We start from the raw sequence: 16,880 nt of genomic DNA on the forward strand, positions 1-16,880 counted from the left end.
ATTATTATATGGTTATTTTTAATATTAATAGATTATTAAAAATAATCTAATAATGCTAAAATCCCATTATAAGAAATTACTAATGAAAAGAACAGTGCTGCATATAACCCAACATAAACTCCAAGATTCGTTTTATAATCTTTCATTACTTTTTTGTTATTTAACATTAAAATAATTCCAAAAATTACTACTGGTAAAATAAATACATTAAATACTAGAGATAAAATTTGAATTTCTATTGGGTTAGCTCCAAATGCTGGTCCAATTAACGCTACTAAACATGCAATTACTGTAATAATTCTAAATTGTTTTGAGTTGGTATCTAGTTCTCCAGATTGATAGTCTGCAATTAATAAAGGTGCAATTAACAAACAAGGAAAAATAGAAGACAAACCTGCACTCAAAGCACCAAAAAAGAAAATTGAAACAGCCCATTTTCCAGCCACTGGCTCTAAAGTATTTGCCATATCTAATACTTGAGTAACTTCTTTACCATCATAAAATAAAGCTCCTGCAGCAACTGCCATTATAACTCCGCTTATGATAAAAATTAAAATAGCAGCTGCTATAGAGTCTTTCTTTTGCTGATCTAAATTTTTTATTGTCCAACCTTTTCCTTTTACAAATAATGGTCTTGATAAAAATGTTGCAGATGCCATTGTAGTACCTACAAAAGCAGCAACCAACATTTTCCTCCTGGAATATCTGGAATAGTTGGTATTAACCCTTTAACTACATCTATAGGTAATGGTTGAACAAAGCATAGAGATAACACAAAAGAAAGCCCCATTAAAGTTACAAATATTACTAATATTTTTTCGAAAAAAGTATATTTACCTACCAACATTAATAAATAAAAAGTAACTATAATTACAATAGCAGTAATTAAAACCGTTTCATATTTATAAGAACTTAAACCATCAAAATTAACAGCTAAAATTTCATAAATAATATTAGATGAAATTCCTAAAATTCCCATTAGTGAATTCCATTGCCCAAACGTAATACCAACAATAATTAAAAGCGCTAAAACTTTACCAAATTTAAAATGTTTTTTTAAGCCAAAAAGTGCAGTTTCACCAGTAATTAATGCATAATTTCCATATGCAAACATTAAAACCCCAGAAAAAACACAACTTAATAATAATACCCATAATAATTGCGTGTTAAATTTACTCCCTGCAACAATCATTGAGGTTACACTACCAGTACCAATTGTATAACCAATAGCAAAAATTCCTGGACCAAAACTTAAAACTAAAGCAATAATTTTCTTTAGTAAGGATTTTTTATTTTCTGAGTTCGACATATTATATGCTTTTAAATTTAGTTATTATTCCAATTTGAATGATAATACTTACCTGAATTATCATCTACTCTTTGATAAGTATGAGCTCCAAAATAATCTCTTTGAGCTTGAATTAAGTTTGCTGATGAATTTGCTACATTAAAACTATTTAAAAAATTAATAGATTCACTTAAGTTAGAAATTGCTATTTCATTTAAAATACATTCAGAAACCACATTTTTAATACTTGGTTTTAATGCATTTATCCTTTTAATTACAATATCACTATCTAAAAGATTATTAGTAGTTTTAAAAATTGTTACCAACTCAACCATTAAATCTGACTTAATTATACAGCCATTCGTCCAAATTCTAGATAATTCACTTAAATTTAATTCCCAATTATAACTTTCGGAAGCTTGATTAATTAATTTAAAGCCTTGGTAATGATTTATAATTCTAGCAAATTGATAAGCTTCTAATAAATCATTATTTTTTAGCTTTAAATTAGATTTTACATTTTTAAGAATCTTATTACTAGCTTTAATTCTATCTTCTTTGTAAAAAGAAATATAACGAGCAAATAACGCTGAAGCGATCATAGTACTTGGAACCCCTAATTCTGCTGTAGTAATTGTAGTCCAATTTCCAGTACCTTTATTACCAGCTTTATCCATTATTTTATCTAACAACCAGTCTTCTCCATCCTTCTTTCTTAAAATATCAATTGTAATTTCTAACAAATAACTATTTGCAGATTCTTTCCAAGACTCTAAAACATCTACAATTTGATTTGGAGTATTGTTTTGATTTTTTAAAATTGTATAAACCTCTGCTAACAACTGCATTTCTAAATATTCTATACCATTATGTATCATTTTTACAAAATGGCCACTACCTTCTAATCCTATAAAAGTACAACAAGGTAAATTGTTATCATCTTTTGCTGCAATCGCTTCTAAATATGGTTTAATTTCTTTATACGCTTCTTTATCACCTCCAGGCATAATAGATGGGCCTTTTAAAGCACCTTCTTCACCACCTGAAACTCCAGCTCCAATAAAGTTGATATTTTTAGATTTTAAATAATCAAACCTTTCTTTAGTTTTTTTGTAATTTGAATTACCTCCATCCATTATTATATCACCATTAGATAAAAAATGGTAAAAGATCTTCAATTACATAATCTACGGTTTTGCCTGCATTAACCATTAACATTATCTTTCTTGGTCTTTGTAAAGATTTTACAAACAATTCTACATTTGAAAACGGTAATGCAGTTGGCAACTCTACAAATTCATTTTTAAATTTATTGCCACATTTTCCTCTAAACCAACTACATGCCTATTAAATAATGAAACATTAAAACCTTTATTTGCTAAATTTCTACTAATATTTTTACCCATTACTCCTAATCCAAATAAACCAAATTCAGATTTTTTTAATAATTCTTTTTCTATCACTTCTACAATTTTGTTTGGAGTTAAACTAATATCTATTTTTATAGCGTTTTTTGGTTCTTCTAAAATATCGAATTGAGATTTTAATAAATCTGAACTCATAAAATGACCTTCTCGATTATTAATTCTATCTGTAATTTGATTAAATGAGCCATGAAGAAAAACCCATTTCGAATTATTTTGGATATCTACAGTTAAAATATCACGATAAAACTCTTTTAATGCTGAACATACTATTACACAGCCTTTATTTTTTGACTGATTTATTGCAAGTTCATTTAAAGTTTTTAACCAACCTATCCTATCCTCATCATTTAAAGGTTGTCCTTTAGACATTTTTAAAACATTACTTTCTGGATGATAATCATCTCCATCAAAGAAAGGAATGTTAAGTGATTTTGATAAAATACTACCAATAGTACTTTTACCAACACCTGAAACCCCATAATAAAGATAATTTTATTTTTTTTCATTTTTTGGTTAACCAATTTGGGCACCCAAAAATACATTTTATTTTTTAATAATCATATTCAATTTATAAAAATGTTTTAAAACACTTAAAATAAAGTAAAACAATACTATACAAAAAAAAGCTTCACAAATATGTGAAGCTTAAAATCAAAAATATTTTGCTATAAGTTAAAATAATTAACTTTTTAATAGCCTATTTACCGATCTTAAATATCTGCTATATATTACATCGTATTTTAAAAGTTGGCTTAAAGAGTATGCAGTCTTAGAATCACTCCTAAGTACTTTATCTCCATTAATTAAAGTTGCAGTAATAACAATATTATCTTTAGATTCATAATTTATAAATGAATCTTTATGAAAAGGAACAATTATTTCTTCTTTTGCAAGTAAATTATACTCATCAGAAATCAAATCTAAAACAAAAACGCTTGTATCGATAGTATTATATCCACGAGATTTTTTTATTAATTTAGTTTCAATATAAAAACTAAGTTCTGACGAAGGCCTACATTCAAACTGACTGTTTGATAGTAAATTAATTACATCTATTTTTTCTAAATTAAGACTAGACTTTATTTTTACATGTTCTTTTTTAGAAAAAGAAAAGATTCCAATAAGAATGATAAATAAAACTATTAATTTTTTTAATGCCTTCATAACTGGGGTATTTTAATTATTAAAAATGAACTACACAGTAAAGATAATTTGTTTTTAAGATTACATAAGTTCTCTTTCGATTAACAAAACTTCTCTATAGATGAACTGCAGCAAATCTTCCGTTTAATTTTATTCATCGATAAATAATACAAAATATTTTAAATATAAAGAATCAAGTCCAAAAGTTGTTGGATAAATTCAAAATAGTAGAACTTTTAGCATTGATCTGTTATTCATATATCTATTTTTTTAAAATTAAAAATGGGTACCTCCAAGATAAAACGGGTGTCTTTTAGTATCCCCAGAAAGGGATATATTTGATAATTTTTGAGATTTAAATAAGGCGTTTATAATTATCAAACATTGGGTTAAAACCCTTCTCTAATTGACTTAAAACAAAAAAGCCTCACATTTCTGTGAAGCTTTAAGTGAGCTCTGAAAGATTCGAACCTTTGATTTAAATAAATCATATTAAATGGAAATAAACATTTACATCTTATAGATTAAGATATTCAGCTTTTAAATAGATTGAAAAAAACTAAATATAAAATCATTTCGTACTATTTATTTATTTTTACATTATTCAAATAAAAACATATGGGAAGATTATATATCAATACAGAAGTACTAGAGATATAGGAAACCTTACTTTAAGATTAACTCATAGTCAAGAAATAGATTTAAAGACCTCCTATCCAATCTAAAAAAGAGTACTGGTTTAAAAAGATAACTAAAGGCTGAAAAACTAAACTATACAAATTATCTAAGGAATTTAAAAATGTGATCACGATGGATTGTTTAAAAAATATAGTGCTAATGGAGGTACTTTATCCCGGTTTCTATATAAAAAAGAGTTATTTAAAAGAGCGGTCAGTATTGATAATTAGAAGAAAACAAAGGATTGACCATAATGGTTGTAGCATACGACAGTGGTTTTAACTCAAAAACTGTATTCAATACTTTTTTTAAAAAGATAGAAGGAATTACACCTAACTCATATCTTAAAAATAATAAACCAAATTAGTTCTGATTTATAAATTAGAACTTTTGTTCAACAATTTCTAAATACTTTTGACTAATAGAAGTACTAACTACTAATTTTTTTACCCATGTATTTCTGAAAAATATACTTTAATTATAAATAAAATCTCACAGAATAATTGAACGTGACTTTAGTAAAAAAAAGAGAGAGAGGATTACTTATTTGGTCGAAATCGAAAACTTCACCATATTTATTAACCTTAATTCTTTCTTATTATTTTATCAAAAATATTAAAAGACAAACTTAAGGCATATAAAATTTATGCTAACTTTAAAGAAATATTGTAAAACCAATCAAAAAACTTAAATGCAAGAAATTTTAACAGAACGAAAAAAAACTTGGAATACAATCTTTCTTTTCCTCGCTATTGTCACAGTTTTAAGCTCTCTATTCCATTATGCTATAGTTAATTTATATCCTTCCCGAATATATATTGGAGGTTTAATGTGGTGTCCAGCCATAGCTACTTTAATTACGTTAAAAATAATAAAACGACCTATTTCTTCTCTAAATTGGAATTGGGGAAATTGGAAATATATTCGACTTTCTTATTTTATTCCTGCTTTATATGGCTTAATCACTTATATACTAATTTGGTTTTTGGTCTTTGGAAGTTTGACAAATGGAGAATTAATTATAGATTGGGGAAAAGAACTTGGTTTGATTGGAATAGGAACTTTAAATCCAACTTTGATTGCAATCATAGCTATTATCTTATTAGGAACTATTGAAGTTATAAGAGCATCAGCAACAACTTTAGGAGAAGAGATTGGGTGGCGAGGTTTTTTCATTTTTGAATTAAGAAAAGTTCTTTCGTTTACTGGTGTTTCCATTTTTAGTGGAGTTATTTGGGCAACTTGGCATTGGCCATTAATTGTATATTATGGTGAAAATGTAATCTTGGAATTGACGACATTTTATGTTGTTATTATTTCAATGTCGTTCATTATGACTTACTACACTTTTAAATCTAAAAGCCTATGGACAGCTGTGATTTTTCACGCAGTAAGTAATGTATATATTCAAAAAATATTGCCCGAATTAACAATTAAAAATAAAGGAACGGAACATTGGCTTGGTGAAAACGGAATTATGTTTGCTATTGTAACTTGTGTTTTTGGAATTTACTTTTGGAGAAAAGCAATTAAAGAAAAATTGTAAATAAATAACTCAGCTCCCTACAAAAAAGTGTAAAAAAATTGCGTAGAGTATTACTTAACAAAAACATAAAATCAATAATTGTAGCTATGCATTTACTATAAAGACAACAATTATAAAATTTAAACAAAAAAAATGCATATTCTTTTAGTACTTATTTCTTACATACTTTTAACTGCTTATACAGCTAAAAAACACTACCTATTTTATGCAAAAGCCTCAGAAGCATATGGAAGTATTACACCCTATGAAAAGTATTTTTTCTTTCATAGAACTTATGGTGTTGATACTGGAGATATATACTGGGTAGATGCACAATTTATTGAGAACCTAAGACCAAATTAAACAGAAAACCTATGACAATTTGTATCACGTTAAAAGAGCTGGAAAAAATGCAATTAATTTATACAACAAAAAAAAGATTAGATTTTTCTTTAGATTTCAAAACACAGAATATGGTATATAAATTATCAGCGTAAATTTAATTTTAACCTGTAGCCATATTTCAGAACAAGATATTATAAAATATACAAGACAAGCATTTCTATCTAATTGAAGTCTTTAATAGTATAAACCACCACATATATAAATGAAAGTAAAGTCATTAAAAATCTTAAGTATATTATTTCTATTTATTCTTAATACTATAAATACTTTTTCACAAACAAGAAAAATTGATATAGAAAACACTATTGAATACTTCAATCAAAGGAATAAAGCCATAAATTTAGTTAAAAGTAAAAAATGGAAAGAATCCATTGAAGTTTTAAAAACCCTAACTACACAATATGAAAACGATGCTGATTTATTTTATTTATTAGGGTTATCCTATTATGAAACTGGACAGTTTGCAAATGCAACTATTGTCTTAAAAAAAACTATTGAATCTGGAGGTACGATATTAAGAGATATTCCAACAGGTTCAGCACCTTCAAATGATATAATGATTAAGATTGCTAAAGCCTATGCTGCAGATGGAGATAAGAAGAATTCATTATTATGGCTACAAAAAGGCTTTGCATCTCGTTATGACGAAAAACCGTTTTTAAAAGATGACCCTGCTTTTAAAATTTTCAATACAGATGACGAATTTTTAGCCTTATTTGGAAATGATAATCAAACAAAAAATACAAAAAAAGAAACCTGGATTAAAGATATTTCATATCTAGAAAAAAGAATTCACGAGTTGCACTATAGCCCTAATCAGTCAATTTCCAGAACAGAATTATCAAAAGAATTTAAAAATTTAAAAACGAAAATAACTGCATTAAATGATGAACAAGTAATTGTAGAGTTAATGAAGATTGTTGGCCGTTTAGGAAATGGACACAACTTAATTATTCCAACATCCCCAAACAAAGGTGCCTTAAAAAAACTTCCAGTTCAGTTTTATAAGTTTAATGATGGACTATTCATTGTTGATGCGGAGATAGGCTTTGAACAATGGATAGGCTATAAAGTAGAATCGATTGAAAATACAACTATCGAAGAAGCTCTTCAAAGAACTAATACAATAAACGCGAGAGATAACGATATGCAAACACTTTGGTTAGGTCCATACTATTTAGGACTACCGTATGTCTTACAGGGTATAGGAATAATTAAAAATGCCAATAGAGTAACAATTACGTTGAGTGATACAAGAGGAAAATCTCAAAAAGTAACAATGAACCCAATTATTTGGAAATTTTCGGACTTCCCTAGAATTCCAAAACTAAAAAACAAGAAACAGCCATTATTTCTTTCAAAAATGAAAAATCCATATTGGTATAAACTATTCCCAGAAGATAATAGTATCTATGTTCAATTTAATATAGTCACACAAAAAAGAAAACAATCACTACTAGATTTTAATTTAGAAATCCGAAATCAAATAGCTCAAAACGGAATACAAAATCTAATATTAGATCTAAGACATAATCACGGTGGAAATGGCTCTATATTACCCCCAATGTTAAAAACTGTAATCAATTTTGAAGTTACGAGCCCTAAAGGGAAGCTTTTTGTAATAATCGGACGAGAAACTTTTTCTGCAGCACAAAATTTATTAACAGACATCACAAAATACACAAATCCAATTATTGTTGGAGAACCTAGTGGTTCAAAACCAAATCATATTGGAGAGGCTGGCTGGTTTAAGTTACCGTATTCAGGGTTAATGGGATTGATTTCTACACAATTTCATCAAACATCCAAGGCGGAGGATAATCGTAAATGGATTGCGCCTCATATTCCGATAAGTCTATCATCTATCGATTATTTTAATGGTAACGATAAGGCTCTGAATATTATAAATGAAGTGATAAAGGAGAAATAGGAAATAAAAACTAGGCATAACAAAGATGTATAAAAAACATAGGGCATTTGTGCTTTCTGTTTATAAATCTAATTTAATGTTTTACAAACTTAAGCCATGTATGACTAATTGTTATGGCAATTTCAACCTTATTATTATTATTATTATTCTATTTCAATACTATTTTTATAAAAACGCTAAACTTGGTAGTATAAACAGTTACAATCACAAAAAAATTATTTAACAAGTTTTTAAGAATTGCTCAGTAACAATGGTTGTGTAGTTGTCGTCTATTATTAAAAATAAATTAAAATGCGTAAAAAATTAACAATATCATTGAATCTTTTAATTGTTTTATTTTTAACAATTACATTATTCAGTTGCTCATCAGATGATGACAATATTTTAGGTCAAAATGATTACTCTAATAAAATTGATTTTGATGGTCAAACGTATCAAATAAGTGGTGGTAATTTTGAAGAAGGAGGTAACAATGAGTACTCTATGGCATTATTCCCAAAAGGTATTACCTTTAATGATAGTAACAATGTTATTAATGGGGGTGATTGGTATTTAGAAATTGAACTTATAACGGACGATAATACAATAGAGGGTACATATAAATGTGGAGAGAATGTATTTGGATATTTTATTAATAATGCTCAATTTGTCGATGACGAACTTCAACCTGGTGATATTGTATACGAGGTAAACCAAAACGGAACATTGAAGATAAACAAATTAGGAAATGACTATGAATTCATTTATAACGCTTTTGACAATAGAGGTGTTGCTTTTACTGTCAATTATAAAGGTGCTTTAACGTCATTGTAATTATTTACACGGAAAATCTCAAAGAAAACAAAGAACTAAGTTAAAAAACCAGTGATTTTTCAATCTAATTTCGACACTAAGCTTCATTATATGGTTTTCCAAATACAACCTAAGCAAATTTAAAAAATGGACTTATTAACTAAATTCATCAACGGGAACAACTAATAAAAAAAAGAAAAGTATTATTAATCTTCATTCTTTTTCTAACTATAGGAATTACTTGGATTATGGAATAATTTCTCCCGACATTTCTTTTTGCTTTGCATAGAACAAGTCACAAAATATTCAATACTTTTACAAGAATTGTGCAATAGGCACAACGTATACGATTAATTACTAGTATTTGCCTATTTACAAAGATCCTTGTGGATTTTCTATTCGGTTTGTATTTGCTAATTTAGCTGCTGAATCATGCAACGAAATCATACACAAAACTGTTTTAGTTAATTAAAAATTCAATATCAGTTTTTCGAAGCCCTGATAAAGTTATATTAAAAAATGAGCAACCACCTACCCATATCATCACCCAACAAATCCATAGCTGTTCTCCCATTTGTTAATATGAGCGCTGACCCTGAGAATGAGTATTTCAGCGATGGCATTACTGAAGAAATAATCAACGCCCTAACCACGGTAAAGGGCTTGAAAGTTATTGCCCGCACATCCTCTTTTGCTTTTAAGAATAAAAATATAGACGTGAGAACCATTGGTGATCAGCTAGGGGTAAGTACTATTTTGGAGGGAAGTGTCCGGAAATCCGAAAACAAGGTTCGCATTACAGCTCAGCTAATTAGCACTAAAGATGGTACTCATTTCTGGTCAAAGAATTTCGATAGGGAATTAGAAGATATATTTGTGGTTCAAGATGAAATAAGTTTACAGATTACTGACCAGATACGGGAAAATTTTGGTCACCTTAATATTCAGGAACATCTAATTGAAGCACCTACACAAAACATAGAGGCCTACAACCTTTATCTTAAAGGTCGCTACCAGCATTTAATGTGGGATGGACCAGGAATCGCAAAAGCAACAGAACTCTATGAACAAAGTGTAGCGAAAGACCCCTCATTTGCTTTGCCTTACTTTGGTTTGGCGTATTGTTATGCCATGTCCATATCATGGAGAAATAATAAAGGTTTATTGCAGATGACAAAAGAGAAACTCAGCAAAGGGTTTAATCTAAACAAACAATCTTTTGTAGGGTATTTTAGTAAAGCGACATTGTCTTTTTGGAGTCATTGGGATTTTATCAATGGGCATAAATATTTTCAAAAAGCAATAGAACTTAATCCATCCTATACGGAAGCAGAAGAAGGATTATGCGAATTATATACAGCAGTGGGGTATTTCGAAAAGGCACTCTGGCATGTTGATAATATTTTAAAAACCAATCCTTTTGCTACGAATCATTATTTTACCAAAGCAAATATTCATTATTTAAACGAGGACTACACCGAAGCTCTGGATTGTATAGAGATCTCCTTAAGCATCAATCCTGATTTCACACATTCTATCGCATTAAAACAAATCTGCTTAATTCTTACGAAAGATTACGAAAAACTAAATAACTTCTTAAGACAAACACCTTTAGCCGAGAGACCAGAAGAATGCAGAGTATTGTATAATCTGGTCAATGCAGAAGAAAAGATCGATATTGATATCAGCAGAGTGAGCTTTATGATAAAAGAGGATATTGGATCAGCACGATTTCCCTGGCCATTATTCTTGATGGTCCATTTTGGGAAACACGAAATGGCCTTGGACTTTTTAGAGGAAAAGATCAAAATGCGTACCGGTCAAATCATAAATTTTATGAATATTCCGCTTCTTCGACCTTTACACCAATATCAGCGATTTCAGGATTTGGTACAAACTGTTTTCCGTGTAGAGCTATTACCAACTGATTCCGAAGAACAAATAAGAATTGACCCTCCCAAAGCCTTAATGTCAGCTGCTGAAATCGACAAGGTTTTAGAAATGATTGGTAAAGGAATGAAGGAAGAAAATTGGTATCTAAACCCATCTTTATCTTTACGAAAACTAGCCGAAAAAGTGAATATTAGCAGTAACAAGCTTTCCTGGTTGCTGAATGAATGTATTGGCCAAAACTTCAATAAATACATCAATAGTTTTCGATTGGAGAACTTCAAAGGGAATGCCTTGAACCCTGCCAATAGCCACCTTACCCTTTTAGCGATAGCTTATGAAAGTGGCTTTAATTCTAAAACGGTATTCAACGCCTTCTTTAAAAAAAACGAAGGGATAACACCGAAAGCTTGGTTGAGATCTAATGAAATTTAAGCCTGTTTAAAAAAATCCAAATCTCACTATAAAGTCCGTAATTTCATTTCAGGACGATTCCACTTTCTTTTCTCTTCATCTTTGCACTTTCAAATCGATAAAGCAGAGTAAATAATCATCGGATGATAATTCCTTTCCCGTTTACTAAATAAACTAAAGATAACGGTAAGTGCTTTGTATAAATTGGATTTTTTTAAAAAAATATATTATTATCATGAAAAGTCTATTAACAATTCTTTTATTTTATTACACACTTAGTGCTTTTGCTCAAACGAACTCATCAGTGGATAAAGAAACTGAAGTTACCTATAAGTACAGGATAAGTATCCCTTCTTTTACTGTAACAGATCAAATCGGGGCATCCTGGGACGATCGAGAAAATACACAAATGATAGAGCTTCATATAAAGCGCAACCTGGATAATAAGAACATCGTAGGTGTGAAGTTTGCCACCTGGCGATTGTTTCAACCTATGGGAATCACTTGGTGGGATGGTCTTCTAGATAAATTAGAGACAAAAAGCGAATACTATCCAGGATATTTACGAGAAACAGGAATAGGCATAACTTACCAACGTATGCTATGGAAAGGACTATTTGCAACTGTTGAAGTTTTACCGCAGTTTCAAACCTATAGCGATTTAGACGGTAATAAAATTGGAAATGGTTTTAAAGTTTATAACTCGGTTCATATGGGCTACCATTTCGCATTTGGAAAGAAAAAACGATTTTTCATAGAACCTCAGGTTCATTGTAATCAATGGATGTTTGACAACAATTCTCCTGATGGATTTAAGCAGTTGGACAATAAATGGAGAAACTACTTTCTTTTTGAGCCAAACATATACATCGGGTGGAGTTTTTAAGCTATATTCTGACAAGTCAGGATTCACAATTTTTGGGTTGCCAGACTATAAATAAGCACAAAATAACAAATAGCATGTCCAGCAAAAAGGAACAATATGAAAAAAAACAACCATAATTATTTAATAAAAATTGAAATATGAAAAAAATATTATTATTTATTGGATTAGTATTAGTCATTTCAAATAGTAATGCTCAAGAGTATAAAGAGTACTATAATAAAAGAAATTTAAAAGTCTTAGGAACAAAAATAAATGGAATAGATACGGGAGAATGGAAATACTATTTTGAGAATGGTAAAATAAGTAAAATTGGAAAATATGAAAATGGAAAGCTTAATGGTGAATGGAAATACTATCACAACAATGGTGTATTAAGAATAATTGGAAAGTATCAGAAAGGAATAGATATAGGAGAATGGAAATACTATCACGATAATGGTGCATTAAGAGCAATTGGAGAGTATAAAAATGGAAAATTCACAGGAGAATGGAAATACTATTTTAAGAATGGAAAAATAAGTAAAATTGGAGAAAGAGAAAATGGAATTGATATAGGCGAATGGAAATACTATAATGAAAATGGCACATTAAAAAAGATTGAAAATAAAGAAAATGAAAAAAAGGCAATAGAAAAAATAATTAATCTCTATTTTGATGGAACAAAAACCGATAACCCAGATTTACTTAGAGAAGCATTTCATCCTGATGCTACGTTAAAGTTTATAAATGCTGAAGGTTTATACACTATGAGAACAATAGAAAAATTTTTCTCTTATTTCACAAATACCAAAACTAGGTCATTTGTAAGCAAAATATATTACATAGATATTACAGGAACAGCAGCAAATGTAAAGCTTTCAACAAAATATAAAACATATAAGTATACTGATTATATGAATATGCTTAAAACTAAAGAAGGTTGGAAAATTGTAAGTAAGATTTCACATCAGGAACTTTTTTGATTTAGCTCTTTTTTTCATTAAAAAAACTTAAAAAACAACGCATAAAATTTATGCTAGATTTATACAAAAATTGTAAAATCATAACAACCAAATAACATTTGTACTAGGCTAAAAATCCTTAGACTTTTAAGCCGTAAAAATCTTATACAATAACATTGTAAGCAATTAAAGAAACATAACGAAAAATAGAATGTCACAAATAAAAATTTACGGATTAAGAACAAATTTAAAAGATATAAAATCTAAATTGTCTGATGTTATTCATAAGTGCGTAGTTGAATCATTAAGTTACCCTAAAGACAAACGAGCGCATAGGTTTATTAATCTTGAAAAAGAAGATTTTTACTATCCTGAAGGAAGAACAGATGCATACATTATCATTGAGATCATGATGATATCTGGAAGAAAAGTTGACACCAAAAAGAATCTTATTAAAATGCTATTTAAAGAAATTCATGAGCAGTTATATATTTCAACAACTGATATAGAAATTTCAATAATTGAAAGTTGTGCATCAAATTGGGGATTTAGAGGTATGACAGGCGATGAAGTTTCCTTAAATTATAAAATTGAAATCTAAATTATAAAGAATTAAGAAATAGTATGATTATTAAAAGTGACCAAAAAAAAGATTTTGAAACAATCTATGAAATCATTAATGATGCTTCAATAGCCTATAAAGGCATAATTCCTTCTGATAGATGGCAAGAACCATATATGTCTAAAGAAGAATTGAAAAAACAAATAATTGAAGGTGTAGAGTTTTGGAATTTCGTAAAAGATAATAGAATATTAGGGGTAATGGGGATTCAATTTAAAGATGATGTTACATTAATTCGTCATGCGTATGTCCGAACCACAGCAAGACAAAAAGGAATAGGTGGGAAACTACTTAATCAACTGATTAACATGTCCGAAACACCAATTCTTATAGGCACGTGGGCTGACGCTTCTTGGGCTATTAGTTTTTATAAGAAAAACGGATTCAAAGTATTGCCTGAAACCGAAAAAAATAAACTTTTGAAGATTTATTGGAATATTCCTAAACGACAAGTAGAAACTTCTATAGTTTTAGCAAATAATGATTGGAAAAGTAACTAGTTAAAAAGATAACTTGTAAATACAAGCCACCATTTTAATTGATAAAACTGTATTCAATACTTTTTTTTAAAAGATAGAAGGAATTACACCTAATTCATATCTTAAAAATGATAAACAAAATTAGTTCTGATTGGTGATTGAATTGCTCCACATATTCAATTTAACTTATCATCAATAAATTATTTTAGTGAGAATGATAATACTTTGATGTTATCTTAGAAATTATTTTAATATAAAATAGGGTTATAATATTAATATTCCCCCTTTGATTTGGTATATGACTTCTATAGTTGTGTACCATTTTTTTATAGGTCTGATTTCTAAACACGAAGTTTTAAACTTAAAATAAATTGCAACTTTGTTGTAAATATCACAAATTATGAAATCAACAATTTACAAAAATTATGATTCACCAGAGGTTATCAAATTATAGAAACTGAAAAACCACACTCAAAACAGAATGAAATTTTAGTGAAAGTTATTACATCTTCAGCTACTATTACAGATACATTTATGAGACTTAGTAAACCTAAATTTGGAAGATTATTTTTTTCTCCTTAATAAACAGCAAGAAAAACTCATAAAAAGAGGTTGTATTTATTTTTACAGTTTCTCCCAACAATGTTTCCTTAACCTCTTGCAGCGTAAATGTTTCACCAGACAAAATATCTAATAAAATATTCTCTAAAAGCAACTTCTTTTTTTATGACTACAAATTGCTTTTTGTCATTTTTTGGCAACTGGTTTTTAAAATCCCATTCAGATTTTTCGAAATACATTTTTAACGTAAAAAACAAACGCTTACCTTTATGATTCAGATCTACAACTACCGGGAAACCTTTTTCCTTTTTTGCGCTTCCCTAGTTTCTAAAAATATATTTCCCTCCATAGCTATTAAAAAATTTCACAGATTTTTCACAGATTTACGCGTAAATATACCAAAATAAAGACAAATACAACCAAACAAAAGAAAACGTAAAACAACAAAAAGCCGCACTATTACTAGCGCGGCTTAAGTGAGCCCTGAAGGATTCGAACCTTCGACACTAAACAACTAAATATTAGTCTCTTGTATATACATTTCAAAACAAGTGTTCCTAAAAGTGTGCCATTTTTGTAATTATATTAACTGTCCTGTCCCTTATATAATATAATAAATAGGACACTATTTTATTATTAATACTGAAATGTTATATATTGTTAAAAAATTCTAATGACTAAAAAAACTAATCCTTCAAAACCTAAAGAAGATTCGGCTAAAGATATTTTAGATAAATTAGGTGTAACAATTTCTAGCCAAGCTCCCACAAAAGAATTACAAAAAATTACAGATAAAAAACATAATAAAAATGAGGACGATATAAATTTCATTTTTAAAGAAATGAATGCTTTAAATTTAAAGAAAGCTGATATGTCTATGTTTGGTATTAATATTAGTCAAATTAAAAAATCACCTGATAAAATTAATAATGTTAAGAAACAGGTTAAAGACATTAGTGACAAAACCTCTTTTAATGCATTAGAGTTGTTAAATCTTAATATTGAGAGCGTTCCTAAGCTTGTAGAACCATTCTTTCAAAAATCTGGACTTGCTTCTTTAGTTGGCACCTCAGATACAGGTAAATCTACCTTTTTAAGGCAGTTAGCTTTATCTATTGTTTTACAAAAAGAGGATTTTATTGGTTTTAAACTAAAGCCTAAACACAATAAAGTAATTTATGTAAGCACAGAAGATGGTGCTTTTAGTGTTAGCCATTCCATAAGGAAACAAATAAAAAGTATTACTGATAAAAATGATGATTTAGACCTTATTAAAAATTTGACATTTTTATTCGATACTGACAACCTCTACGAAAGATTAGAGGATATGATTACAGAATCTCCTGTTGACTTGATTATTATTGATGCTTTTACAGATGTTTTCTCTAATGAGTTAAATTCAAATACTCAAGTAAGAAATTTTCTAAATACTTATGATAGCCTTGCTAAAAAAAATGACTGTTTGGTAGTTTTTCTTCACCATACAGGTAAAAGAACTCAAAACAACAAACCCTCTAAAGATAGTATTATAGGTTCTCAAGCATTTGAAGCTAAAATGAAAGTTGTTTTGGAAATCAGAAGTAATTCTAAAAGTCATAACCTAAAAGATTTATGGGTTTTAAAATCTAACTTTCTTGAAAATGACCAAAAAAACCAATCTCATATTCTTAACTTTTCAAATGATTTAACCTTTTCTAATACTGGTCAAAAAGGCTCAAAGAGTATTAAAGCAAAATCAAATAATAAAGAGATATTAAATAAAGTTATAGAATTACATAGCGCTGGTAATTCCTTTAGAAAAATTGAAGAATTATTAAAAGGCACTAACTTTGAAATAAGTAAAACTGCTGCTAATAACTTAATTAAAGAGCATAAAAAAGGAGGTAATTAAACCTCCTT

Annotated in this window: 16 protein-coding genes and 1 pseudogene; 11 read left to right on the plus strand and 6 right to left on the minus strand. The window is 28.6% G+C overall.

Features of this window, described 5'->3' with window-relative positions:
* Nucleotides 1-35 precede the first annotated feature (35 nt).
* The 5 genes from N5A56_RS01390 to N5A56_RS01410 form a co-directional block, all read right to left on the minus strand.
* Nucleotides 36-689 (minus strand): divalent metal cation transporter, encoded by a 654-nt coding sequence (locus N5A56_RS01390; RefSeq protein ID WP_265724110.1) that lies wholly within the window; start codon nt 687-689, stop codon nt 36-38.
* Nucleotides 668-1,309 carry an Nramp family divalent metal transporter gene (locus tag N5A56_RS01395; protein WP_265724109.1) on the minus strand — a complete coding sequence of 214 codons (642 nt, stop codon included), beginning with the start codon at nt 1,307-1,309 and terminating at the stop codon, nt 668-670. The genes N5A56_RS01390 and N5A56_RS01395 overlap by 22 nt, the downstream gene beginning before the upstream one ends.
* 17 nt (nt 1,310-1,326) lie before the next feature.
* The gene (gene gndA / locus N5A56_RS01400; RefSeq protein WP_265724108.1) at nt 1,327-2,466 is read right to left on the minus strand and encodes an NADP-dependent phosphogluconate dehydrogenase; all 1,140 of its coding nucleotides are present in this window, start codon (nt 2,464-2,466) and stop codon (nt 1,327-1,329) included.
* A 111-nt stretch (nt 2,467-2,577) separates the two neighbouring features.
* Nucleotides 2,578-3,165, minus strand: coding sequence for a gluconokinase (locus N5A56_RS01405; RefSeq protein ID WP_337994752.1), 588 nt, complete (start codon nt 3,163-3,165; stop codon nt 2,578-2,580).
* A gap of 231 nt (nt 3,166-3,396) precedes the next feature.
* Nucleotides 3,397-3,879, minus strand: a complete 483-nt coding sequence (locus tag N5A56_RS01410) for a hypothetical protein (RefSeq protein WP_265724107.1) — start codon at nt 3,877-3,879, stop codon at nt 3,397-3,399.
* Nucleotides 3,880-4,780: 901 nt separating this feature from the next.
* Between N5A56_RS01410 and N5A56_RS17300 the strand changes: the two genes are divergently transcribed.
* The 10 genes from N5A56_RS17300 to N5A56_RS01455 all read left to right on the plus strand — a co-directional run bounded on the left by N5A56_RS17300 (nt 4,781) and on the right by N5A56_RS01455 (nt 14,441).
* A complete protein-coding gene (locus N5A56_RS17300; RefSeq protein ID WP_337994737.1) occupies nt 4,781-4,903 on the plus strand; it encodes a helix-turn-helix domain-containing protein in 123 nt (40 codons plus the stop codon).
* Nucleotides 4,904-5,227: 324 nt separating this feature from the next.
* Nucleotides 5,228-6,082 (plus strand): CPBP family intramembrane glutamic endopeptidase, encoded by an 855-nt coding sequence (locus tag N5A56_RS01415; protein WP_265724106.1) that lies wholly within the window; start codon nt 5,228-5,230, stop codon nt 6,080-6,082.
* 132 nt (nt 6,083-6,214) lie between these two features.
* Entirely contained in the window at nt 6,215-6,424 is a 210-nt protein-coding gene (locus tag N5A56_RS01420; protein ID WP_265724105.1) for a hypothetical protein, read from the plus strand.
* Between the two features lie 244 nt (nt 6,425-6,668).
* Nucleotides 6,669-8,396: a S41 family peptidase gene (locus N5A56_RS01425; RefSeq protein WP_265724104.1), complete on the plus strand. Its 1,728-nt coding sequence runs from the start codon at nt 6,669-6,671 to the stop codon at nt 8,394-8,396.
* A 291-nt stretch (nt 8,397-8,687) separates the two neighbouring features.
* The gene (locus tag N5A56_RS01430) at nt 8,688-9,209 is read left to right on the plus strand and encodes a hypothetical protein (RefSeq protein ID WP_265724103.1); all 522 of its coding nucleotides are present in this window, start codon (nt 8,688-8,690) and stop codon (nt 9,207-9,209) included.
* 498 nt (nt 9,210-9,707) lie between these two features.
* Complete coding sequence (locus tag N5A56_RS01435; RefSeq protein WP_265724102.1) at nt 9,708-11,513, plus strand: helix-turn-helix domain-containing protein; 1,806 nt, start codon at nt 9,708-9,710, stop codon at nt 11,511-11,513.
* Between the two features lie 439 nt (nt 11,514-11,952).
* Entirely contained in the window at nt 11,953-12,378 is a 426-nt protein-coding gene (locus N5A56_RS01440; RefSeq protein ID WP_265724101.1) for a hypothetical protein, read from the plus strand.
* A gap of 137 nt (nt 12,379-12,515) precedes the next feature.
* Nucleotides 12,516-13,340 (plus strand): nuclear transport factor 2 family protein, encoded by an 825-nt coding sequence (locus N5A56_RS01445; RefSeq protein ID WP_265724100.1) that lies wholly within the window; start codon nt 12,516-12,518, stop codon nt 13,338-13,340.
* A gap of 190 nt (nt 13,341-13,530) precedes the next feature.
* Nucleotides 13,531-13,920 carry a tautomerase family protein gene (locus N5A56_RS01450; protein ID WP_265724099.1) on the plus strand — a complete coding sequence of 130 codons (390 nt, stop codon included), beginning with the start codon at nt 13,531-13,533 and terminating at the stop codon, nt 13,918-13,920.
* 23 nt (nt 13,921-13,943) lie between these two features.
* Nucleotides 13,944-14,441, plus strand: coding sequence for a GNAT family N-acetyltransferase (locus N5A56_RS01455; RefSeq protein WP_265724098.1), 498 nt, complete (start codon nt 13,944-13,946; stop codon nt 14,439-14,441).
* Nucleotides 14,442-15,094: 653 nt separating this feature from the next.
* On the opposite strand, the pseudogene N5A56_RS17640 reads toward N5A56_RS01455, so the two are convergent.
* Nucleotides 15,095-15,271 (minus strand): annotated as a pseudogene (locus N5A56_RS17640) (hypothetical protein); the annotation flags it as partial.
* Nucleotides 15,272-15,654: 383 nt separating this feature from the next.
* Between N5A56_RS17640 and N5A56_RS01460 the strand changes: the two are divergent.
* Nucleotides 15,655-16,872, plus strand: a complete 1,218-nt coding sequence (locus N5A56_RS01460; RefSeq protein WP_265724097.1) for an AAA family ATPase — start codon at nt 15,655-15,657, stop codon at nt 16,870-16,872.
* Nucleotides 16,873-16,880: the final 8 nt, after the last annotated feature.

This window comes from Polaribacter ponticola (assembly GCF_026191475.2).
Taxonomy (GTDB): domain Bacteria; phylum Bacteroidota; class Bacteroidia; order Flavobacteriales; family Flavobacteriaceae; genus Polaribacter; species Polaribacter ponticola.

Coding starts and splice junctions, on each gene's coding strand:
- N5A56_RS01390 (WP_265724110.1), bottom strand. CDS start 689: ATGTTGGTTGCTGCTTTTGTAGGTACTACAATGGCATCTGCAACATTT.
- N5A56_RS01395 (WP_265724109.1), bottom strand. CDS start 1,309: ATGTCGAACTCAGAAAATAAAAAATCCTTACTAAAGAAAATTATTGCT.
- N5A56_RS01410 (WP_265724107.1), bottom strand. CDS start 3,879: ATGAAGGCATTAAAAAAATTAATAGTTTTATTTATCATTCTTATTGGA.
- N5A56_RS01415 (WP_265724106.1), top strand. CDS start 5,228: ATGCAAGAAATTTTAACAGAACGAAAAAAAACTTGGAATACAATCTTT.
- N5A56_RS01420 (WP_265724105.1), top strand. CDS start 6,215: ATGCATATTCTTTTAGTACTTATTTCTTACATACTTTTAACTGCTTAT.
- N5A56_RS01425 (WP_265724104.1), top strand. CDS start 6,669: ATGAAAGTAAAGTCATTAAAAATCTTAAGTATATTATTTCTATTTATT.
- N5A56_RS01430 (WP_265724103.1), top strand. CDS start 8,688: ATGCGTAAAAAATTAACAATATCATTGAATCTTTTAATTGTTTTATTT.
- N5A56_RS01435 (WP_265724102.1), top strand. CDS start 9,708: ATGAGCAACCACCTACCCATATCATCACCCAACAAATCCATAGCTGTT.
- N5A56_RS01445 (WP_265724100.1), top strand. CDS start 12,516: ATGAAAAAAATATTATTATTTATTGGATTAGTATTAGTCATTTCAAAT.
- N5A56_RS01450 (WP_265724099.1), top strand. CDS start 13,531: ATGTCACAAATAAAAATTTACGGATTAAGAACAAATTTAAAAGATATA.
- N5A56_RS01455 (WP_265724098.1), top strand. CDS start 13,944: ATGATTATTAAAAGTGACCAAAAAAAAGATTTTGAAACAATCTATGAA.
- N5A56_RS01460 (WP_265724097.1), top strand. CDS start 15,655: ATGACTAAAAAAACTAATCCTTCAAAACCTAAAGAAGATTCGGCTAAA.